Below are 22,200 nucleotides of genomic sequence, written 5' to 3'. Positions count from 1 at the left end.
CCAAGGCGGGGATTAACCGACCTATTCACCGCATTTTCTGCGGCGAAAAATCTTCAAAGGCCCCACCGCTCCTTGAGCCGCTCGACCGTCGTCCGCCACTTGGGCGTAGTCGGTTTGCAGACTGTATTCTGATTTCCGAACAAGCCAATTTCGTTGATTGCTTCCGCCAGCGGCACGGTGTGCAGCCATCGCACGGGTACAAAATATTCCATCTGGTCCGGATCGTCCGCAAATTCGCGATGATAGGACGCATTGGTTAGCGCTTCGATGGCGGCAACCTCCCCGGCGTCGGTCAGCACCTTGAATTCAGTAATTGGTTCGCGCGGCCCGATGACTTCGCCAACGCCGACGAAGCCAAAGCCAGGAGCCTTGACCCAAACCTTGTCGCCAACATTTAGTAAATTGAGCGTGTTGCTGTACCAGCTCCCGCCGCCTGCACAGATGAAGCCATAGCGCCGCCCTTCTTCCCAGTCGCGGCTCTCACCATGGCCGAAGCAGGCGTAGAATTCGCCATTCCACGGCTCACGCTCTCGCGGTCCCCTTGTAACGGGCGTTGCGGCGCTGACTTGGGTTTGTACCGGATCGAGCAGCCAGGATCGGCTGAGGAGTTGTTGCCCGCCTAGCTCGAAAATCTGGAAACAGAGCACGTTGATCGCAATGTCGCGCTGGTTGAGATAGCCTACGATCCGTTCGCTGCTGTCGTCGAGATGAGTGGCGACTATAACGATCTGGTGGCTGTCGTTGAGCGTGTCTTCGTCAAGTGGCTGACCGAAACGCGCCTGAAAATCGGCGGCGAGGTCGCGCGAGGGGGCGAAACGGCCGTAAATCGCCGCGATGTCATCTGCTCCCAAGCTTTCGACCCAGCAGGCATAGTCGATGGCTTGTGCCACGACTTCGCGCGGGGTGCGGTCGCGCTTCAGCTCGATCAGCACCAGCGCGCCATCGGGCGCGATGGCGAGCAGGTCAACGATGCCGCCCATCCCGGTGCGTTCTTGCCGCCCGATCAGCATCCATTCGTCGGACAGTATGCGCGGCGCGGCGACAATCATCTCTTCCAGCACGCGCTCACTGGGCAGGCGCGCTTCCGGCAATGCCTCGGGCGAATTGCCGACGGTCCAGAGGGCGTTGCGAATGGGCATCAGCTAATTCTGCTCATACTTCGAGACCACTTTTAGGGCGAGAATTAGCGCATCGGTTGCCGTGATCGCCCCTTCTACGTCGTACCGCTCAAGCTGAGGCGTGCCGCCGTGCGATAGACGGTTCAGCAAAATCTCGACATACATCTGCAGGTTATCGAGCACATCGCGGTAGATGCCTTGACTACTCTTGTTGCTCCATTCCCGAGCTGCCTTGTAGAAATCCGAGAAGGCGATTTTTTCGTGGTCGACTTGGTACTTAACGGGAATCTTCTTCTCCTCGCAAAACTCCCGAATAGCCCGTTCGGCTGCGATGCGGGTCGCATTGCCTGCAGCACTAATGTGCCCTTCAGCGAGGAATGTTCGTGCGAGCCCAATGGCCTCTTTTGGCGCACTGGAGCTGACGGATAGCGGCGTCGGGCAGGTCAGGAGGTTGGGCGCTGCGTTGAGTACCGAATAAGCCCAGAATCGATCCGCCTGGTGACGACGATGATAGCTGCGAGTCATATCGAACCAGACGCGATCGTGCGTCAGAATGATAATTTGCCAGTCCTTGAATTTTTCGGCGAGAAGATCGAGAACTGGCAAACGGTTGGATTGATCGAGACCCACGATCACATCGTCGAGAACCATGAGCTTCGGTACATCCGCCAAGGTGGTTTCGCCACATAGTTTGCGGCCTGCGAAATAGATGGCGAGTGCCAATGCGGATTGGCGGGCTTCGTTGAGCGAAAGGTGCGGAGTATCCAACTCTTCTCCACTGAATTTGATTCGAGGCGTAATTCGCTTGCCGTCAAAATCTCGGTGACGAAGCGTCCATTCGTTGTTGTAGGTAAGTCGAGGGAAATCAAAACTTTCTACGAGAATATCATCCCAGTGTAGCGCTGCGAGCATCTCGTTTATCAACGGCAGCATCGCATCAAGTGCCTCTGCAAGCCCCGTGTTAAAACTCGTGCGGTATAGATTGCGCTCCGTTTCATCGCGTCCGACCGCCATATTCCCCCAAGGCGGATTGATGTGCTTTTCCAGCACCCGCCAAAGTTCGCGCAGCGATGTTTCCGAGCCTTCATGCGTCGCTCGAAAATCCCGGAGTGCGCCGTGGACGCAAACATCGAACAGGTTTATCGCGCCGCTGCTGTGCCGAAAGTTCGTCTCCAACAGGGCGCGGTAATCCAAGAATGCTTTCCGATATCCGGCCGCGTAGACACGTTGGCTCCTCTGCTCTCCCGGGTCGCAAGGATGGCGGGTTTGATCCCACCGTTCCACCACATCGTCGGTGAACTCCACTTCCACCCACGTCTTGTCGGCGAAATCCGGGCTGAAGAGGTTTACATTGTCCTCAAGCCGTCGGCGCCGCTGGCCGCGGTTGCGTTCAGCGACGGAAAAGAAGCCATCAAGGGCGTGAAAGATGGTGGATTTGCCGGAGCCATTCTCACCGAAGATTACGGCGTTCTTGCCGCCTGTCGGAATCGTGACCGTAGCGGGGCCAGGAAAGGCTCGGAAATTCGAAAGTCGCAATTCCTTGATGCGGGGAGGAGGCGGCGGATCAGCGAGCGGAATCTCTTCTGCCTGTCCTTCGGTCGCTTCGGCACCGTCTACCATCACGCCTTCCCCTCTATGATCCGCACCACGTCCAGCGTTTGCAGATCGGAGAGCATTACGCGGAGGGGTTGGCCGGGGGCGAGTTTTTGTTTGGTGAAGTCGGCGGAGGCGGTGGCGAGTTCTTCGCCTTCGAGGCCAGAGAGGCGGTCAAGCCCGGCCTCGCGCGCTGCGTCGAACAGGCGCAGTCCGTGCGCGTGAAGATCGTCGGGGAAATAGAGTTCGTACACTAGGCCGTTGAGTAGCTGTTCGAGGGCGGGGTTTCCTTCAAGGGCCTGCAGTGCATTGGCAAGGACAACCACTATTTGATGATCCTGCTCCCCGGCGACGGCCACTGGAAAATCGCCCAGCGGGCCAGGCTGAATTTCATAGAAGCCATTCTGCTTGCTCGAAAATGTCGAACGATACAAGAAGTCCGCTACGCTGGAATTTAGTACGGCACAGAGATAGGCGCTGTCGTGATGCGCGAAAAAGTAAGCGGTGTTGCCGAGCACGCTTGCATTGAGATCGACGCAAAACGTGGGCTTGCTAGTGACCTTGTTCGAGCAGACTTTCGGTAGATTGAAATCGGCCCAGTAATCACAGGACCGCAATTCCCAGAAGAAATGGCCTTGATCATCACGATCAATGAGAGCCTTCCGCATTTCCTTCGTCGCAAATCGCCGATGAACGGCGGGATAAGTCTCCGCAAATATCCTCTCCGCCTCAACGGACAGCTTCCCCGTCCACGGGTGCTGTTCATTGGCTGAGGAGGGTATTTTGAGCATCCATTGACGGGATGGATTGGCCGCCCAGCGGCGAAGATCCTTTCCGCCTAGATAGGGTCGAAGGAGCTTTACCGAATTGTCGTCAAGTTCTGCAATTTCCTCTTGGCTCAGCAGGAAGGCTTGGTTCAGCCCCGTAGTGATACCTCGAAAAACTGTACTGCCGGTGTAGTCGAGCAACCGCCGCCCCCGCGTCCGGATGCGGGCAAGGAGATCGCGCTTGACGGTCGGCTCGATTTGCCAACCGTCCTTTTCCAGAGCGACTTGCGGCATCTCGAAGCCGGCACGTTCGAGATATGTCCAAAAGTGTTCCTTATCGGCATCCTCACCAAGGTCCTGCCAATTTAGCGCGCGGAATCGATCATCAGGCAATGGGCCTGCACCATCGCGCCGCTCTGCGACTAGGATGGTGGGATAGGCGACGGCCTCAAACACGTCGGCATCACCGAAATCGATGATGCTGATCAGTCTGGTGTTGCGTGTGACCCAGAAACGCAGGTTCTCGCCATATTTGACGCGATACCACTTGTTCGAAGTGATGTAGCTGAAGGCTCCACCGGGCTTGAGCAGGCGCAGGCCGCGTTCGATGAAATAGACCAGATAATCCGCAGTTCCGGCATAGCTGCCGAGCGGGATGCCCTTGCTGTCCTTCTGGCCGTAGACCTTTTCCAGCGCAGGCTTCTGATCCTTGATCTTCTCGTGTCGGACATAGGGCGGGTTGCCGATCACGATATCGAACCCGTCGTGCATCTGGAACATCCACAGCGGATCGAAGAAAGGCGCGCTGGCGTTCTGATCGAACGGATTCCAGGCGGCGGCCTTCAGAGCATCCTCGTGTTTGAGTGAATGCTCGTGTTCAAGGATTTCTGACAGTTCGTCGCGGTAGGACTGGATCAAGTCGCGGTATTTGCGCTTGGTCTTCATCGTCCGCGCGCCGAAGTGGCGCTGGGTTGCGTCCTCGGTCAGGCGCTCCAGCTCGCGAATGCGCGGATTGGCGAACAGGTCGTCCTGCTTTGGGCGCTCAAGCGGAATCAGGCTGTTGGCGGCGACCAGCTTGGTTTCCAGGTTGGGCAGCGGCTTGATGCCGAGATTGGGCCTTTCCTTATGCGGCTTCTGTTCGACCGCAAGACTGATGAAGAAGCGCAGTTTGGCAATCAGGATGGCGATCGGCTGAATATCCGAGCCGTAGAGGCACTTTTCGATCAGGTGCAGCTTGCGGACATAATCTGCGAGGTCGTTGTCGGCGAATTCTTCATCGAAGGCGGCGAGCGCAGCTTCGGCCTCTTCCAGCTCGGTTTCGCGCCGAGTGATATCGTAATTGCGCGCGTCGGACACGCGGCGCTGCAATGGTGCTCGCAAGGTCGCCTTCCACCGAGCATTGTCGGGATCGAGGCGGCGCAGTACTTCCATCAACGCCTGCAACATGCCCATCGGAAAGGCACCCGATCCGCATGCCGGATCGAGCACTTTCAAATCCTCGATGGTGGCAATCAGCGTTTCCGCCTCCTTGTCGGTGAAGTTTGGCACGGGCTGGGTAGGATCGAGCAGGGCGGCAACCCGGTCGGCAAATTCCGACCCCGCATCGTCCACCTTTCCGCGCAGCTTGCCCGGTTCCATCGCCAGCTCACCCGGAGCAGGCCCAAGATCGAAGGTCTGCGCATTGGGCCTGATACCGCCGTTGTCGGCCGGGCGCGCAGCCATCAGTGAGCGGGTGAACTGGTGCGCCAGCGTCTCGCGTACCATGTAATCGACGACATAGCGCGGGGTGTAGAACGCGCCGGATTTCTTGCGCGCGGTAGTACTGGTTTCCTCGTTGTAGGACGCGAGCAGGTTTTCGAAGACCTTGCCCAGCAGCTCGGGATCGAGCGCAACCTCTTCCTCGACCGAGGTGTTCTCCTCAACCGTGAAGACGTAATCGTCGAACAGGGTGAACAGGCCTCTCGCCCTATAATCCTTGCCTTTGGTCTCGTAGATGGCATTGAGATCGACCTTGATTTCGTCGCCGAAGAATACCCGGTTGGGGATATGCAGCGGGTTCTTGGGGTGATCCGAGAAGCCATCGACGCGCAGGCGCTTGCCGTCCGGCGCCCGCTTAGCCAGGTCGGGGTCGCGTTCCAGCTCCTTTGCCGTGACTTCGCGGTCGAGGCATTCGAAGAGGCCGCCGTTGAGGAAGGGCACGGTGCGGAACAGCGCCAGCGCCGCATCGGGGTCGGCGAACAGCTCCTGGTAGCGGTAGAGGCTGTGCACCATGTGGTGCCCATCCTGTCCGCTCCCGCTGCTCTTCGAGCGCCATTTGCGACCCTCGCCCATTTCGGTGTTGAGCGTGGCGAAGAACAGGTTTTGCAGAATGGCGCGGTAGTAGTTGCCTTCGTCACCCGCCTTCGCGGGATCGGACCTTAGCAGCGGGCGCACGCCTTCGATTCGGAACAGGCTGTCTGGGATCAGGCCGCGCTCCTTGATGAACCAGCAGAAAATGACGCGGGTGAGCAGGCGGATAAGGGGAACTTCAGCCTTTTCACCCGCCCCTTCGGGGAAGGTGACGCAGTCGCGCGCCCAGAAGAACCAGTGGCTGAGTTCCTTGTAGAAGGCCTCGTTGAGCGTCTTGGTCGACAGCGCGGCACGCCAACACGCGTAGAGTTCCTCGAAATTTGAAGGCCGCGAGCGCATCGCGCGCCAATCGAGCTTGGCCAAGATGCTGAGATGGCCGCGATGGGGGCGCTCGGTCGAGACGCCGAGGATAATTGAGATACGGCCCGTCTGCACGTCGCGGCTCGCGTCACGACGATTGGGACGGCGCTCGCTCGCTGCCAGCGAAAAGCGTGCGCCATGCTTGAACAGGATGATCACCGGCATGGCGAACATGGCGTTTACCGCGCGAGTGATCCCCGCCAGGGCACCGCGCTTCCAGTCATCGCCTTCGAGCGCGATCGCGAGGAAGACGAAGCTGTCGACGATGCTGCGACCATATTTCTCTTGGAGGTCAAAGGCCGATTGGCCGTGAGCCAACATCGGAATTTCGTCATTGGTGAGCTGGAACAGGAACTGGACTTCCTGCCATCGGTCAAAGCAGGCGGGCTTGGCAGAGAGCTTTCCTTCGTGATCGACTTCGCGGGCAAAGGTTGCCGGACTGCCGTCGAGCGCGATAGTCTTGGCGCTGCGATATCCGAGCGTATCGAGTAAACCGAGGCCCGCTTCCTGCAACGGCGCGTCCGCAAAGGCGCGGATGGCATCATCGATAGCCGAGCGTTGGGCGTTCATGCCGCATCCCCGTCCGGCTTGATGATCAGCCAGGTAATCAGCTCAAAGTCCCCTTCACTGCGCGGCTGCGCCGTTGCATCGGCCAACTTGCCGCCCTTGTTTGCAGCTAGCGCGCTGAGCGCCCGACCGGCATAGCTGGATTTGATGGCTTCGACGGCTGACAATGCCAGGCTATCGTAGCCCTCCATGTTCTGACCTTTGTCGGTCTCCCGGTCAAAGGCCTCGCAAAGCGTCGCAATTGGTTCGGTCCGCCCAACACAAAGTGCGCGCATGGCATCGAGGATGGTCTTGGGAGCGGCAAAGCCATACCTGATCGAGCCGTCATCGCGAACATAGATTAGGAAGAAAGGATCGAGACCGCCGACCGGCTTCTGGTCCTCGGCAAGCTGCTTGCCGTTGCGTTTGAGGCAGAAGATCACGCCGGGATCGAAGGGCGTGCCGTCACCATTCGGCGGCACAATCGCGCTGATGCCGAGGGGGGCACCCTCAAGCTGGGCCTGATTCTGGCGCGAGAAATGGAGGAGATCGGCGCGAAAATCTTCGAGCGAGAATTCGGTGAGGGTAACGCCTTCCTGCTCATCCTCCAGATCAAAAACTTCATCCTTCAAGCGCAGCAACTGTTTGTCGCGCCACTTGAGATCGGCTTCCGCCGCATTCTTGGCATCGGCAAGAATGTTGTCTTCGCCGGTTGCGGAGAGATCGACCAGCGCCATGCGTGCTTCCACCCGGCCCTTGAGATTGATGTAGTGGTTGAGATCGGGCGTCGGCCAGAAGTTGATCATCCTGATGCTGTCGTGGAGGCTGCCGATCCGATCGATGCGACCAAACCGCTGAATCAGCCGGACCGGGTTCCAGTGGATGTCGAAGTTGATAAGGAGGTCCGCATCCTGAAGATTCTGCCCTTCTGAGATACAATCGGTCGCAATGAGCAGGTCGATTTCTTCGTTCTGGGGTAGTCCTTTCATCGCGGCGCGATTCTTCGCACGCGGTGCGAAGTTAGTGAGTATGTCCTGATATCGGGCCTTGCCGATTGTCGCCATCGTATCACCGCCACCAGTCACGAGACCGCTGTGCACCCCATGCGCGTGTGCAAACGGCATGAGCTCCTGGTATAGATATTGCGCTGTATCGGAAAATGCCGTGAACACGATAACCTTGCGGATGGTCTCGCCCGAACGGTTGATCGTTGGATCGCTGAATTTTTTGGCTAGAATTTTCTTGAGTTCGGCCAGCTTGGCATCTCGGACCGGGGACACGTCGAATGACGCGTCCTTCAACTTCTCTAGGCGCTCCCTATCGCCCCGCAACGCGTTGGCCCAGCCTTCAACATCCATGTGCGCTAGATTGTATTTGAGCGCGCCACCGACTTCGAAGGCTACTTCCAATTCCTCGTCGCCCTCTGCCTCGTCAGGCAGGTCGGTTGCAGACAGCGTTTTCGCTTGGCCGGTCTTAAACGTCTCAATGTCCGCGAGGCGGGCGTCTATGCGGTCACAAAGCCGTGCCATAGAAGTCCCGAACGAATTTACCGAGCTTTCCAGCCGCTTCAGCAGGCCGGTCTTGATGATCCCAATCAAGAACCGTTCGCGGTTAGCCTGATCGAAATTACCGCCGAGATCATAGCGGTGCTTGTGTTCATCATGGACGAACATGAGCGGATTATAGAGGGCCAGCCGCAGAGAGTTGATCTCATCGTGGACATGGGCAAAGGCTGGAAATTCGCTTTCGGTGTCGATTTGCGCGAATACAGATTCTGGGCGCTCTCGTTCAGGGAAATGACCGATTGCCGCCATTGCCGATGCGTAATGTCGTTCGACATGGCGTCGCGATCTTGCAATGGTCACCCCATCGAGCAGGCCGAAAAGCGCAGGCGGCAGCCGCCCGATCAAAGAATTGCGATCTTTCCCGCCTGCCTTGAGCCAGTCTTTGAATTTACGGCGCGCGTCGCCGATCACGCCCGATAGGTTTGAAATTCCAAGGTCGAGAAATGCGTCAGGTTTGCTGGCCAGCACCAGATCGAGTTGACCTTTCAAGTCGGATAGATCGTTGTTGACCGGCGTTGCCGACAACATCAAGACCTTGGTCTTTAAGCCCGATCCTATAACCTCATCGATCAGTTTTTCATAACGGCTTGGCCGATAATCCGATCCACCGTTTGATTTTCCGCGCGACGCTGTGCGGAAGTTATGAGATTCGTCGATGACGACGAGATCGTAGTTGCCCCAGTTGAACGAGGCTAGATTGATGTCCCCAACCTTGCCAGACGACCGGGTCAAATCCGTGTGGGAAAGGACCGTATAAGAAAACCGGTCGGCGAGAAGTGGGTTAGTTTCATGGTTGTTCTGGGCAAGAAATTCTGTCCAGTTGTCGCGGAGTTTCTTCGGGCACAGGACGAGCACCCGCTGATTGCGCAGTTCAAACCATTTTATGACAGCCAGCGCAATGAAGGTTTTTCCCAAGCCAACGCTGTCAGCCAGGATGCATCCGCCATACCGATCCAATTTGGAGCGCACGGCTTTGACGCCGTCACGCTGAAACTCAAACAATGTCTTCCAGATCGCAGTTTCGCTAAACCGGGCATCGTCGAGCTTGGCATCCTCGACCGTTTGGTCGGCAAGGAATTGAGTGAAGATGTGATACAGCGTTTTGAAGTAAACGAATTCAGGACTGTTGTGGCGATAGAGCCGTTCAAGTCGCTCTAGCACTTCGTCGCGAACGTCTTCGGTCAGCTCATCGTCCGACCAGAGTTCGTTAAACCATGCTAGCAGATCATCGCGATCACGGTCAGAATCGACGATCAGGTTTAACTCGATGTTTGGTTCATCAGTCAGGCCGAGACCTTTGATCGTAAAGTTCGAGCTGCCGACAAGCGCATGATCGCGCTTACCGTCGTGAACGTGATAAAGCTTGCCATGCATCAAGCCCGCTCGCTTGATCGAACGAATTTCTGCCTTCTCTCTGATCCAATCGGCGCATTGAATTGCGGCACCTGGCTTCCGCAGGCCATCCGTTAGAGTTAGGCGGTCCTCCTCCAACGAAAAGGCTGGGGGGCAAAGATCTTCACTTTCAACGCTGTCGATGAAGCGCGGCTCCCCGAACAAAAATCGGAGTTTGCCAATTCCGTCCAAAGTTTCGGCAAGTCGTGCATACGCAAAGCTAGTGAAATAGGCGGAGACCACCGAAAGCTCACTTCCGGCTCTGGCCTTTTCTATAAGGAAGCTGGCAGCCGAACCTCGACCGCGATTGTCACGAATTCCAGATTTCATAACCGACTGTGTCATCGCCCCTATCGTTAAACCTTCCCTTTGAACGGCAAGGCTCGTTCGCTAAGGATGTGTTCGACCAACTGCCAGCCCAGTTCAAGCCCCTGCATGCCATATGATGATTCTACGAAGCGTGGCTTGGCGAATCTCACCATTCGATGACGCTATATCACGGTGCGTCGTAGCGATTGCCCTTGCCAAGGGACAGGGAATGCCCAAAGATTCATAGTCATGCGCACTGACCTCGATCACCTTCCTGCCGCGAAGCAGCGCGAGCTTGAGCGCATCGTCGCGATCATCTTCGACGAATTCGGTGCGGCTACGGAAAATGCGACCGGCCCGCGAAAGGGCGCCCGCATCCTCAAAATCATCCTGTTCGGTAGCTATGCGCGCGGCGATTGGGTCGATGCGCCCGCATCGGCGAACCAGTATAAATCCGACTATGACATCCTCGTCATCGTCAGCCAGAAAGAGTTGACCGATCGTGCCGCCTACTGGGCGAAGGCCGAGGAGCGGTTGATCCGGGCCTATACGATCGAGAAAACGCTTCCAACGCCCGTCAACTTCATCGTCCATTCGCTGCATGAGGTGAATGACGGACTCGCGCATGGCCGCGTCTTCTTCATGGAGGTCGCGAAAGACGGGATTGCTCTTTACGAAGCGGATGATCGGGAACTGGCAACGCCCAAACCCAAAACGCCAAAGCAGGCTCTCGCGGCAGCGAAGGAATACTTCGAGGATTACTACCCCGGAGCGGTCGTGTGGTTGAATACGTCGCGGGATTTAACGAAGCAGAAACGTCCCAAGGAAGCCGCCTTCTTACTGCACCAGGCAGCCGAACGCTTATATTCAGGCCTCCTTCTCACACTGACCTACTACACCCCATACAACCACAATATCGCCTTCCTGCGTTCGCTTGCCGAAGGACTCGACCGTCGGCTGCACGGTGTTTGGCCCGAGACCAATCGTGCTGAGCGCGCGATGTTTCAAAAACTGAAAGAAGCATACACGAAGGCACGATATTCAAAACATTACCGGATCAGCGAAGAGGAACTGATCTGGCTCGGGGAGCGCATCGAAGAACTCAGCCGCGTTGTGCATCGGGTCTGCTCCGACAAGATCGTGGAACTGGAAAGGGCCGCCCGCACATAATCACGTTGCGCCGATAATGCGCATGCTTGAGTATTATAAGGGCTTGCGGTTTCAATCCGGCCGTGCATCAGCTAGATACTTAGCGGAAAGCATGGGAGGCCGTATGACTGTTGACCCTAGGACGCTTCGACGCGGCATTTATCGATACAAGAATCCCGCGCCGTTGGAAGCGGACGCGCAAGTCCAAGATGTTCATGGCGGGTCAGACATGCCGCTTTCGGAATCGGAATATCGTGAAAGAGGCTATGAGCCGTCTTTCGATGATTTGCCGTGGCGCGATGATTATCTGGCTTCCCTTGAGTCGGCGAAACATGACAACAGCGAGAGCGATGCCTAAAGGCCCACAAGGACAGAAGCACCCGAGCGACGCCATCGGCCTTGCTGTCATGGTCGGAAGATTGCGACAGGCGAGATCGACGAGGACGACCGCAACGAGCTGAAAAGCACCGCCGCTCGGCTTGGCAGCAAACACGGCAAGAAGCGTGCTCAGAACATAACGGCAGAGCGGTGGGCAGAGATCTCACACAAGCTGGCTGAAAAGCGATGAAGGTAGGTCTAGCCCTTTCTCCCGAAAATACTCACCACATTGGAATCTTGACGAAACTCGTCCTTCAAGATTGGTGCAGCGCGAGATTGAGTTTCTCCCGAAAGGGCTCCCGGCTCTAGGTCCGCCAACTCTTCCAAGTCAGCTGTCGGGAACGGGAGAGCTTTCACGATTTGAGAAGCCGATTGCACACCTTCTTCCATGAGAAGCTCGAAGCTGCGTCGAATTAGGTGAGGTTCTTCCTTTTCGAGTTTTCCATCCAGTGGCTCGCCGTTGCGCCAGCCGCGGCGATTGTAGTTTATCCAGAGGCGCCGCGCATCATCGTCATCTATAAGATCGAGCTGCTTGCTGCGCATAATCATGGCGGCAACAGACGCCCCCCAGCGTTCCTTCAGGGTCAAAAACCCGTCCAGCGAAGGAGCGTAGAGTTCGCCGACGAACTCTGCTTCTGGCAGCAACATGGCCGATGCGATTTGATCGGCCTGCTTCTCAATCGCCTTGTAGAAGGCTCGATCATTCAACCGCTTATGCGAGACATTGGCGTGGCAGGCGATGTGGACTAATTCGTGCAGCACGTCGAACCGCTGGCGGCAGGCGCTGGCCTTGTCGCGCGACAGCATCACAAATGGCACATTGAAACGATCCGACCATTGTGAAAACGCATCCAGCTTGTCGGCGCGAACATGGATACGGGATACCAGTATGCCATTGGTTTCGAGTTGTTCGATGGTGTCCGGCATTGGGCCAGGCCGAATGTCCCAGTACTCCCTAATCTCGCGAGCCACGCGCTCTATAAAATCGGAGTTACCGAAACTCTCTTCGGAGAAATCGAAACGAGGGACGTGGAGCGCGGGAAGGTCGAAATACGACGCAAGATAATCGACAACCTCTTTCATCCATTCGAGACGAACTTCCGCTCGATCACGTGCGGACGGCGGCGCTGACAGGCGCGCGCGCCAAAAAATCGGCTTTTCATCCTTTGTAACCATTGGGCGAAAGAAGTAATCGTAAGGAACCTTGAGAATTGCAGCGAACTTGTGAACGCCATCTAGCTTTGGCGTTTGCCGGCCATTTTCATACTTCGATACGGATTGGACGCTCAGGTCAACTAAATCGGCAAACACCGTCGCGCTGATGCCAAGCGCCATTCGCGCTTCGGTCAGACGTTCCCCAACAAAACCTTGTGCAATTACACTCACTTTTTGCCGTCCGTCCCAGTATCGCCATCACGCTTCGGCGTCTTCCAGGGCATGGACCGCTTCGGAGCGTCCTTTTTCGGCGTTGCAGGGTAAGCATCCAAAATTTCGGCTATCGCAAATTCTACAGCCCACGCGCGGCAGTCCGCAGCAGGAAGGCAAAACTGGATCATGCCCAACTTTTGTTCATCGGCGCGGAAGCGACGTCCTACCGGATTGTGGGCGATTAGCCCATACAGCGTCGGCATCAGAAACGCGCCGTCCGGCTCGTCGCCAAGATCGAGACGAGGCAAGTCCATCGAGTTGGCAAGCCGCTCGCGAAATTTCGCTGGCTGCGGCATCATGCCGATAGCCTGAACGTAAGACTGCGTCATCGCTACGTCACCCTTGAACACATAGGCATGGCGGCGGTTGTTCTGAACGATGAGGCTCATCGAATGCGAAAGACCATGCCTAACTGCGAGATCGACAATCAGCTTCTCCATCTTGAAATGCCGACGCTGCAGAAGGTCATCGATCTTTTGGTCGGGCAGAACGGTCTTGTCTGCGTCAACTTCAGCGAATGCATCTGCATAGGCGATGACCGTCAAAGCGCGCAGGTCTGACCAGAATGCCATCGGTATGTCGCGCACGATCATCCCGCTGGCCGTTGCTTTCAATAGCTCGTAAGCGTCCATGCGATTCCAGCCCTTCAACGTTTTTCCTGCACTGCACATTTTTGTGTTTATCTTAAAGTGTTTTGCCCTGCAAGCGTGAATATTCGCCATCCGGACCGTGGAGGGGCATCATCGTTTACGCCTCGCTTGCCGGAACGTTCAGAAAATGGCATGATCTCGCGCACGGGATGGAATGACTGGCGGCCATCCCGAGGATTATCCTGCCAGCATCATGCAGGTCCGGCCGAGGGTCGGGCAGTTGCTGTAGACCGCATTGGCGGCGCGCAGCGGACACCGCTTGCACACCCGCGCACGATGGCGCGGACCGCCGCTGTGCGAGCTGCAAATGACACTCCCCAAACCGAAGGACTTCTACGCGCGCGAAGTCGTGATGACGCGCGTCGACCATCTCATCCGCCGCAAGCAGGGTGAGATCGAGCGGATCACGCGCATCCTGCGCGCTTTCTTCGATCCCGATCAGGTGCAGGCCCCCGAACCGGGGCAGATCAGGCGGATCATCCTGATCGGCCCCTATGCGCGACGATCTTGGTACGAAGACGAAAAGACGATCAACTTTTCCGATTACGAACTGTGGATCGTCGTCAATCACCCGCTCTTCAAAGAGGAATGTTGCTGGAGGCGCGCCCGCGAAATCATCGGCAGCGAGCTTGGCGATCGCTGCGCGGTCAGCCTCGAACTCTATTCCCGCGCCGACATTCGCATTGCCAAGGCCGAGGGTGACACTTTCATCCTCGACCGGATCGAAGCAGGCATCACCCTTTACCGGGCCTCGCGCGATGCGCCGCTCAACGAGCGCGAACGCAAGGGAGCGCGGCTATGACCGCCCCCGCTTCGACCGCCGCCTTCGAGGACCTATATCGCACCGAGTATCGGCGCCTGTTGCGTAAGCTGCGGCGCAGGGTCGGCTCCGACGAGGCACCCGATCTGGTGCAAGAGGTGTTCGCGCGCTTTCTGCGCCGCGAGGCGCTGGGTCGCGTCGATAACCCGGCCGCCTATCTATCGCGGGTTACCCGCAACCTACTGATCGATCGCGCGCGCAGGAAACGGCACGACATGCCGATTTTCTTTCCCTTCGACGACGAGCGTGACGCGGCGTCGCGGGCCGACCAGACACGGCGAATCGAAGCGATCGACCTGTTTCGACTCTACCGGCAGACCATTCGCGCCATGCCGCCGAAGACCCGGCGCGTATTCATGATGCGCCGGGTGAAGCGCATGAGCTATAAGGAGATCGCGGCGGGCCTGGGCATCAGCATCGCGACCGTCGATTACCATATGGTGCGGGCTCTCGCGCGCTGCCGCGCTGTAGTCGCCGCGCAATGGTGACGGGCGCATTTGTCGTACGCGAACACGTTTCCGGCGTTCGAATACGGGAGGAAACTCTTGCCTCGCCCGGTTCGGGAAATGATTTCGCGACCTTCTATCGCGCCGAGCGAGTGTGGTTGTTTCATTATTTCCGGAGGAGGATCGGGCCTGATGCCGCGTCCGATCTTGTGCAGGAAGCTTTCACGCGTCTGCTTCGCAGCGGCGCGTTTGATCGGGTGGAATATCCGCGCCCCTATTTGGCGCGGATAGCGCACAATCTGCTGATTGAGCGAGCGCGTAAGATTATGCGCGAGGGAGGCGCCGCTTGTCAGTTCGACGAAACCTGCGATGCACCCGTGGCGCCCGAGCAGGAACGGCACGTCGAGGCGATGGAATTGCGGAGGGCCTTCCGGCGAGCGCTTCGCCCGCTGTCACGAAAGACCCGGCGCATATTCCTAATGCACCGCCTGCGTGGCATGACATATCGGAATATCGCCGACGAACTTGGCATGAGCAACAAGGCCGTCGAGAAGCATATCGGACGCGCACTCGCACGGTGTCGTAGAGTCGCGCTCGCGCATCGGGAGTAGGATCGCGCATCCATTACTGCGCCGTGCCCGGAGCCGGTTCGATTACCTTTGAAGGAAGGAATTCTCGGGGCCTAATTGGGGGCACCCATGCCACGTGTAACAGAACAACCGATTGTAATCAAATCAGAAAATTTAAGTTGTTCGATTCCGGCTCGGCTCCATCTCTTCTCGCTTTTCCCGACGTTCCGCCTGTCGCGCCTTGGCGCGCGAGGGCTGTCATGCGGCCATCTTCTCCTTGCTTCGCGCGCTGATGACATTCATGTAAGCGACAAGCAGACCCCCGAAGGGGCAGTGGGAGAGCGGCATTGGACCAGTTTGATATCATCATCATCGGTGGCGGCAGCGCGGGCAGCGCGGCGGCGGGACGGCTTGCGGCGGACGGGCGGCGGCGCGTCTGCCTGATCGAGGCGGGGGGGCATAATGATATTCTGGCCGTCAAGACGCCGGGGTTGATGCCCTTCATCCCCAAGGCGTCGAACTGGCAATATGAAACCGTGCCGCAAAAGGGGTTGAACGGACGGCGGGGGTATCAGCCGCGCGGGCGCGGGCTGGGCGGATCGAGCGCGATCAACGCCATGCTGTATATTCGCGGCACGGCCTTTGACTATGATCAGTGGGCGGCGCTGGGGGCGGCGGGGTGGAGCTATGCCGACGTCCTCCCCTATTTCAAGCGTAGCGAGGGCAATGAGCGCGGCGGTGATGAATTTCATGGCGGCGACGGCCCGCTCAGTGTCGTCGACCAGCGCTGGCCCAATGTGACGAGCCGGCGCTTTGTCGAAAGCGCGGCCGCGCTGCAACTGCCACGCACCGATGATTTCAATCGCCGCGATAATGAAGGCTTTGGCCTCTATCAGGTCACGCAAAAGGGCGGCGAGCGCTGGTCGGCGGCGCGCGCCTATGTCGAGCCGCTGCGTGGGAAGCCCAATCTGGATATTCGCACCGGCGCGCTGGTGGAAAAAATCGTCGTAGAAGAAGGGCGCGCGACCGGCGTCATTATCCGGCGCGGCGCGGGGCACGAGAGGCTGCACGCGCGGGCGGGTGTCATCCTGTCAGCGGGGGCCTTTGGCAGCCCGCAGATATTAATGCTCTCCGGCATCGGGCCCGCCGTGCATCTGCGCAACATGGGGGTCGATGTTGTGGCGGACCGCGCCCGCGTCGGCGAAGATCTGCAAGACCATATCGACTATGTTTCGAGCTGGGAAACGCGCTCGACCGATCCTATTGGCAACAGTCTGGGCGGGACATGGCGCATGGTGAAGGCGATTTTCGAACATCGCATGCGGCGCACCGGAATCATGACCACCTGTTTCGCCGAAGCGGGCGGCTTCTGGAAATCGCGGCCCGATCTGCCCGTGCCCGATATTCAATATCATTTCGTTCCCGCGATGCTGGAAGATCATGGCCGCACCAAGGTGAAGGGGCATGGCTTTTCCTGTCATGCCTGTGTGCTGCGCCCCGAAAGCCGCGGGACGGTGCGGCTCGCCGCGCCCGATGCCGCGGCGGCCCCGGCGATTGACCCCGGCTTTCTGACCGATGATCGCGACATGGACAGCCTGCGCGCAGGCGTGCGGATGATGCACCGGATCGTCGAAACCCCGCCGCTGTCCGACTATGCGGGGCGCAACCGCTATCCGGTCGATATGGACGATGATGCGGCGCTCGACGCGCTGATCCGCAGCCGGGCGGACACCGTCTATCACCCCGTCGGTACCTGCCGCATGGGCAGCGATACGGACGCCGTGGTGGATCCGACGCTGAAGCTGCGTGGCATCGACGGGCTGTGGGTCGCCGATGCGAGCATTATGCCCCGGCTGGTCAGCGGCAATACCAATGCGCCCAGCATCATGATCGGCGAGCGTGCGGCGGATTTTGTGGCGGCAGCCATCGCCTGAGGCTGCTCTCCGGGGCGCAGCTGCCCCCCGGCCTATAAGGTGCAGGCGGCGGCGAGGGCGTGGCCGCTGTCGGTCAAGGCATAGCGGCTGACCGGCGGTCTGTGGTCGAGGATCGCGCGCGTCACCAGCCCCTGACGATCAAGCGCGACCAGCCCTTGCGACAGCGCGCGGGGCGTCGCCGGCACGAGCAAGCGTGACAGAGCGTTGAAGCGGTCGGCCCCGCTTTCGATGCCCGCGACGATGGGCAGGCCCCAGCGTGTGCCGGTGCCCAGCGAAAGGCCGATGTTTCCTTGGGCATGCGCGATTCTCGCTGCGCGCAGGGCGGCGGCCTGTCCGGCGGCCGTCAGCAGATATTCGGGGCGGAGCGGGTGGCCATGGCCCGGATTGCGGGTCACCCACCCCAGATTGGCGGCGGCGGCCAGGGTGCGGGTCAGGCTGTCGCGCGATATGCCCAGCCGATGGATCAACTCGACGAAGCGCGCGCCGCGACGCGCCGCCAGATCGGCGAGCAAGGGTATCAACCAGCGGTGACTGCTGAGTTGAAGCAGAAGTGGGTCGGCGACGATTGACGACATATTCAACTAAATATACAAACCAGACCGTCAAGGCAAATGTCTTGATGTGGGCAGCGGCGATTCCGCTGATAGGGAAGGGAATGGAAATGGCGTTGGAGATGAAGGCGGAAATGACCTGTTCGCTGGGAGTCACCGATATGGATGCGTCCATTGGCTGGTATGAAAAGGTGATGGGCTGCAAGCCGCTCTATCGGATGGACGATATGGGATGGTGCGAGCTGGCGACGCCGATGCCGGGGGTGAATATCGGGCTGAGCGAGGTCGAAGCGGTGCCGCAGGGCGGCGGCGCGACCAATGTTTTCGAGGTGGCGGATATTGCTGCGGCCAAGGCGCATCTGGATTCCCATGGGGTCCGGCAGGATGGCGATATTCAACATGTTCCGGGAATGGTTCGCTTACTCAGCTTTTATGATCCCGATGGTAATTGCTTCATGTTCTCAGAATCGGAAATGTCGAATTGACCGGCGACTTTGCGATGATTCGAGCCGGGCGCCCTGCGCAGCCGTCGGCGGCGCGTGGCGGCTGTCGATCCGCAGCAATATATTGAAAGATAAGGGTAAATTTCCGCCCTTGAAGAGGGGGGCAAAAAAAGAGGGCCGGAACTTGCGTCCCGGCCCAGCCTTTCAGGCTCTCCCCTCCTGAAACTGTTGACAGGCTGAATGCCATATTAATGCCATGATGAAAAGGGGTATTTTCGTGCTGCGCTGCACCAAAAAATGGCCGGGGCATGACACCCCGGCCAGTGGTTCGCAGGAGGAACCTCGGTAGGACCCCGCCGCCCCGTTGAAAGAGGAAGAGTGCGGCGGCGGGTATCCTGTCTCGTATAATCAGTAGTTGTAGGCGCGCTCGCCATGCTCGCCGAGGTCGAGGCCTTCGCGCTCCACCTCTTCGCTGACGCGCAGCCCGGTGAAGAGCTTGGCGATGAAGACCGCGATGGCGGTGCCGACCGTCGCCCAGACGATGGTGGTGACCACCGCGATGACCTGCGTGGTGAGCTGGCCACCCAGCGCATAGTCGGCGTCGCCGGGACCGCCGAGCGCGGGAATCATGGTGAAGGCGGTGCCGACCGCGCCGACGATGCCGCCAACGCCGTGAATGCCGAATGCGTCGAGCGCATCGTCATAGCCAAGCTTGGTCTTGATCTTGGTCACCGCATAGAAACAGACGACCGAGGAGATCGCGCCGAGCAGGATGGCGCCAAAGGGCCCCGAATTGCCCGCTGCGGGGGTGACCGCGACCAGCCCGGCGATGATGCCCGAGCAAAAGCCGAGCGCCGAAGGCTTGTGCCCGCTCACCCGTTCGGCGACCATCCAGAAGAGACCGGCAGAGGCGGTGGCGACAAAGGTGTTGATCATGGCGAGGCCCGCCGAGCCATCGGCTTCGAGCGCCGATCCGGCGTTGAACCCGAACCAGCCCACCCAGAGCAGGCCGGTGCCGACCATGGTGAGCGTCATCGAATGCGGCGCCATCACTTCCTTTTGATAGCCGATGCGCTTGCCAAGGATCAGCGCGGCGATCAGTGCGGAGACGCCTGCATTGATGTGAACCACCGTGCCCCCGGCGAAATCGAGCGCGCCCATTTCAAAGAAGAGGCCGCCGCCTGCCCACACCATATGGGCGATGGGGAAATAGACGATGGTCAGCCAGATGATGCCAAAGATCATCAGGGCGGCAAATTTCATGCGTTCGACGACCGCGCCGACGACCAGCGCAAGCGTGATGGCGGCAAAGGTCATCTGGAAAGAGATGAACACATATTCGCTGATCACTTCATCGGTGAAGGTCGCGGCGGTCGAATCGGCGCTGACCCCGGCGAGGAAGAATTTGCCCCAGCTGATGAAGGCATTGCCTTCGGGACCGAAAGCGAGGCCATAGCCATAGGTGACCCAGATCAGCATCGCGAGACAGGCCGCCGCCCCGACCTGCGTCATTGTCGAGAGCATATTCTTGGTGCGCGTGAGACCGCCATAGAAGAGCGCAAGGCCCGGCAGAATCATCATCAGCACCAGCAAGGTGGCGGTCATCATCCAGGCGTTGTTGCCGGGATTGGGAACGGCCGCGGCGGCGGTTTCCGCCGCTTCGGCGACCGGCGCCGCCGCTTCTTGCGCCCAGGCGGGCAGCGCGGCGAACAGCGACAGGCCGGCAGCCCCCGCGCTTGCCGCAATCTTGTTTGCGAATGTCATATTGTCCCCCTTCATCTTTTTACAGCGCCGCTTCGCCGGTTTCGCCCGTGCGGATGCGCACGGCCTGGCCGACGTCGAGAACGAAGATCTTGCCGTCGCCGATCGATCCGGTGCCGGCGCTTTGCTGGAGCGTCTCGACGACGCGCGCCGCGAGGGCGTCGTCGCAGACAAGTTCGATTTTCACCTTGGGCACCATGTTGGTGGCATATTCGGCGCCGCGATAAATTTCGGTCTGCCCTTTTTGCCGTCCGAACCCCTTGACCTCGGTCACGGTCATGCCGGCAATGCCCAGCCCGGTCAGCGCTTCGCGCACTTCGTCGAGCTTGAACGGTTTGATGATAGCCAGGATCAGCTTCATATTGCCCCCTTTTCGCTTATGGCTTCATGCTGCGGTGCAACAGCCGTGCCATTTCGCGCGGGGGCGCAAATTTAACAGTTTATGAAGATTTGATGGCGCCGTGCGACAGTTTCGGTCGCATTCTTGGGCAGGCGCGCGTCGTTCGTGCCTATATTTTAGGCAGCGTCATCCGGGCTGTCTCCTCCGTCCTGCGTAAAGCGTGCCCAGATCGGCAGGTGGTCCGATGCGCGCGCGGCGAGCAGGCTGTGGTGGACGCCGGCGTCGACCAGTTGCAATTCGGGGGAGGCAAAAATGCGATCGAGCCGCGCAATGGGGCGGCGGCTGTGAAAACTGTTGCCGGTTTCTATCGGACAAAGACGCTCGCCGAAATCGGCCAGACATCCGCCCGCCGCGCGCCATTCATTGCAATCGCCCATCAAAATGGTCGGCAGATCCTCGCCATCGGCGATATGTTCGAGGATCGCGCGGGCCTGATGGCGGCGGCGCAGCCCCGAAATGTCCAGATGCATGCCAACGACGCGCAGCCGCGTACCGCCCACGCGCAAGGTCGCCGCGACCGCGCCACGCGGCTCGAGCGTCGGCAGATGGAGCGCGTGGCTTTCCTCCACCTCGACGCCCTGGCGCACGAGCAAGGCATTGCCGTGCCAGCCGATGCTGTGCGGCCGGTCGGTGAGGGGGACGGGCACATAGTCGCTATAATCGTCGAACATATGCGGCGGGATGGCGCTGGCGCGGTTACCAAAACGACGGTCTGCTTCCTGCAGCGCGACGATATCGGCGTCGAGCTCGCCCAACACCGACAGAACGCGCGCCGGGTCGCGGCGACGGTCGAGGCCGATGCCCTTGCGCATATTATAGGAAACCACCTTGATCATCGGAACGACAAGGATCAGCCGGGACGGGCGCCGCTGGCGGGCGCGTCAAATTCGGCGAGCAATTGCCGGGCTTCGTCCAGATCCTCGTCGAGCACCATGATCCGCACCGGGATCATCAGTCCCACGCTTTCGGCGATATTCATGCCCGCATCGAAGCACACCGCACGGACGCCCGCGCTTTCGAGGCGTCCGCGCAGCAACTCGGCCTCCGCGCCATTGGGCAGGCGCACCAGTTCAACCAGCGCCATCAGCCAGCCTCGCCTGCAATGAAGCGGTCGGTGGGGCGGGTGGGCAGGCCATCGATGCTGCGGTCGCGTTGGCTGAATTTTTCCACCCACAGGGCGGGGTCGGCTTGGCGATGATATTTTTGCAGCGTGTCGCGCTCGCGCTTCAGCTGCATCAGCGGCACGCCCCAGCCGCAACTGGTCTGCACGCTTTCCACGTCGATCAGGAAAATCTGGCGCGTGCCGGGGAGCAGGGTGAATTGGGCCGCGAGATCCTCCCAATCGGCATCCTGCGGCAAGACGGGGCGACCCCGGCCATAGATGCGCAGGATCAGCGCGCTGCGGTCAAAGGCGCAGAACATCAGCGTGATGCGGCCATCGGCGGCAAGATGGGCATGGGTTTCATTGCCCGATCCGCCAAGGTCGAGATAGGCGACCCGGTCATGCCCCAGCACCCGGAAACTGTCGCCATAGCCCTTGGGCGACAGGTTGATGCGCCCCTGCTCGGCCGCGGTGGCGGTGAAGAAGATCGGCTGTTTCTCGATAAAGGCGATATGTTTGTCGGTCAGCGTGTCGGTGAATTCGGCCATGTCGCGCTCCGCCCGGGGTGGT

The 22,200-nt window shown here is 59.2% G+C and carries 18 protein-coding genes; 6 read left to right on the top strand and 12 right to left on the bottom strand.

Features of this window, described 5'->3' with window-relative positions:
• Positions 1-53 precede the first annotated feature (53 nt).
• From JV18_RS0107960 to JV18_RS0107945, 4 genes are read right to left on the bottom strand one after another with little or no spacing between them, the layout of a single operon-like run.
• Entirely contained in the window at positions 54-1,139 is a 1,086-nt protein-coding gene (locus JV18_RS0107960) for an endonuclease NucS domain-containing protein (protein ID WP_033074088.1), read from the bottom strand.
• Positions 1,140-1,142: 3 nt separating this feature from the next.
• Complete coding sequence (locus JV18_RS0107955) at positions 1,143-2,738, bottom strand: AAA family ATPase (protein ID WP_033074087.1); 1,596 nt, start codon at positions 2,736-2,738, stop codon at positions 1,143-1,145.
• Entirely contained in the window at positions 2,738-6,757 is a 4,020-nt protein-coding gene (locus JV18_RS0107950; RefSeq protein ID WP_052071824.1) for an Eco57I restriction-modification methylase domain-containing protein, read from the bottom strand. The genes JV18_RS0107955 and JV18_RS0107950 overlap by 1 nt, the downstream gene beginning before the upstream one ends.
• Positions 6,754-10,035, bottom strand: coding sequence for a helicase-related protein (locus JV18_RS0107945; RefSeq protein WP_033074086.1), 3,282 nt, complete (start codon positions 10,033-10,035; stop codon positions 6,754-6,756). Before JV18_RS0107945 ends, JV18_RS0107950 begins: the two co-directional genes overlap by 4 nt.
• A 213-nt stretch (positions 10,036-10,248) precedes the next feature.
• Here JV18_RS0107945 and JV18_RS0107940 point away from each other — a divergent pair, with 213 nt between their 5' ends.
• The gene (locus JV18_RS0107940; RefSeq protein ID WP_033074085.1) at positions 10,249-11,169 is read left to right on the top strand and encodes a HEPN domain-containing protein; all 921 of its coding nucleotides are present in this window, start codon (positions 10,249-10,251) and stop codon (positions 11,167-11,169) included.
• Positions 11,170-11,724: 555 nt separating this feature from the next.
• Here JV18_RS0107940 and JV18_RS0107935 read toward each other — a convergent pair.
• Together JV18_RS0107935 and JV18_RS0107930 are read right to left on the bottom strand one after the other, a co-directional pair.
• Entirely contained in the window at positions 11,725-12,912 is a 1,188-nt protein-coding gene (locus JV18_RS0107935; RefSeq protein ID WP_033074084.1) for an XRE family transcriptional regulator, read from the bottom strand.
• Positions 12,909-13,676: a hypothetical protein gene (locus JV18_RS0107930; RefSeq protein WP_235302969.1), complete on the bottom strand. Its 768-nt coding sequence runs from the start codon at positions 13,674-13,676 to the stop codon at positions 12,909-12,911. The genes JV18_RS0107935 and JV18_RS0107930 overlap by 4 nt, the downstream gene beginning before the upstream one ends.
• 235 nt (positions 13,677-13,911) lie before the next feature.
• Here JV18_RS0107930 and JV18_RS0107925 point away from each other — a divergent pair, with 235 nt between their 5' ends.
• The 4 genes from JV18_RS0107925 (at position 13,912) to JV18_RS0107910 (ending at position 17,373) form a co-directional block, all read left to right on the top strand.
• Positions 13,912-14,406: a hypothetical protein gene (locus JV18_RS0107925; RefSeq protein ID WP_235302967.1), complete on the top strand. Its 495-nt coding sequence runs from the start codon at positions 13,912-13,914 to the stop codon at positions 14,404-14,406.
• A complete protein-coding gene (locus JV18_RS0107920) occupies positions 14,403-14,912 on the top strand; it encodes a sigma-70 family RNA polymerase sigma factor (RefSeq protein ID WP_081944740.1) in 510 nt (169 codons plus the stop codon). Before JV18_RS0107925 ends, JV18_RS0107920 begins: the two co-directional genes overlap by 4 nt.
• Positions 14,906-15,481 carry an RNA polymerase sigma factor gene (locus tag JV18_RS0107915; RefSeq protein ID WP_081944739.1) on the top strand — a complete coding sequence of 192 codons (576 nt, stop codon included), beginning with the start codon at positions 14,906-14,908 and terminating at the stop codon, positions 15,479-15,481. Before JV18_RS0107920 ends, JV18_RS0107915 begins: the two co-directional genes overlap by 7 nt.
• Before the next feature lie 305 nt (positions 15,482-15,786).
• Complete coding sequence (locus tag JV18_RS0107910; RefSeq protein ID WP_033074081.1) at positions 15,787-17,373, top strand: GMC family oxidoreductase; 1,587 nt, start codon at positions 15,787-15,789, stop codon at positions 17,371-17,373.
• Positions 17,374-17,405: 32 nt separating this feature from the next.
• Here the strand turns inward: JV18_RS0107910 and JV18_RS0107905 are convergent, their stop codons facing one another.
• Entirely contained in the window at positions 17,406-17,948 is a 543-nt protein-coding gene (locus JV18_RS0107905; protein ID WP_144243901.1) for a winged helix-turn-helix transcriptional regulator, read from the bottom strand.
• Positions 17,949-18,034: 86 nt separating this feature from the next.
• Between JV18_RS0107905 and JV18_RS0107900 the strand changes: the two genes are divergently transcribed.
• The gene (locus JV18_RS0107900) at positions 18,035-18,409 is read left to right on the top strand and encodes a VOC family protein (RefSeq protein ID WP_033075109.1); all 375 of its coding nucleotides are present in this window, start codon (positions 18,035-18,037) and stop codon (positions 18,407-18,409) included.
• A 366-nt stretch (positions 18,410-18,775) separates the two neighbouring features.
• Here the strand turns inward: JV18_RS0107900 and JV18_RS0107895 are convergent, their stop codons facing one another.
• The 5 genes from JV18_RS0107895 to JV18_RS0107875 all read right to left on the bottom strand — a co-directional run bounded on the left by JV18_RS0107895 (position 18,776) and on the right by JV18_RS0107875 (position 22,178).
• Positions 18,776-20,131 (bottom strand): ammonium transporter, encoded by a 1,356-nt coding sequence (locus JV18_RS0107895; protein ID WP_033075108.1) that lies wholly within the window; start codon positions 20,129-20,131, stop codon positions 18,776-18,778.
• 19 nt (positions 20,132-20,150) lie between these two features.
• Positions 20,151-20,489, bottom strand: coding sequence for a P-II family nitrogen regulator (locus tag JV18_RS0107890; protein ID WP_033074080.1), 339 nt, complete (start codon positions 20,487-20,489; stop codon positions 20,151-20,153).
• 155 nt (positions 20,490-20,644) lie between these two features.
• Entirely contained in the window at positions 20,645-21,364 is a 720-nt protein-coding gene (locus tag JV18_RS0107885) for an endonuclease/exonuclease/phosphatase family protein (protein WP_033074079.1), read from the bottom strand.
• Positions 21,365-21,378: 14 nt separating this feature from the next.
• Entirely contained in the window at positions 21,379-21,612 is a 234-nt protein-coding gene (locus tag JV18_RS0107880; protein ID WP_033074078.1) for a putative signal transducing protein, read from the bottom strand.
• On the bottom strand, positions 21,612-22,178 hold the full coding sequence (locus JV18_RS0107875; protein ID WP_033074077.1) for a pyridoxamine 5'-phosphate oxidase family protein: 567 nt from the start codon (positions 22,176-22,178) through the stop codon (positions 21,612-21,614). Before JV18_RS0107875 ends, JV18_RS0107880 begins: the two co-directional genes overlap by 1 nt.
• Positions 22,179-22,200 lie beyond the last annotated feature (22 nt).

The sequence above is a fragment of the Sphingopyxis sp. MWB1 genome (assembly GCF_000763945.1).
Classification (GTDB): Bacteria; Pseudomonadota; Alphaproteobacteria; order Sphingomonadales; family Sphingomonadaceae; genus Sphingopyxis.
This window is presented reverse-complemented; position numbering and strand designations above follow the sequence as displayed.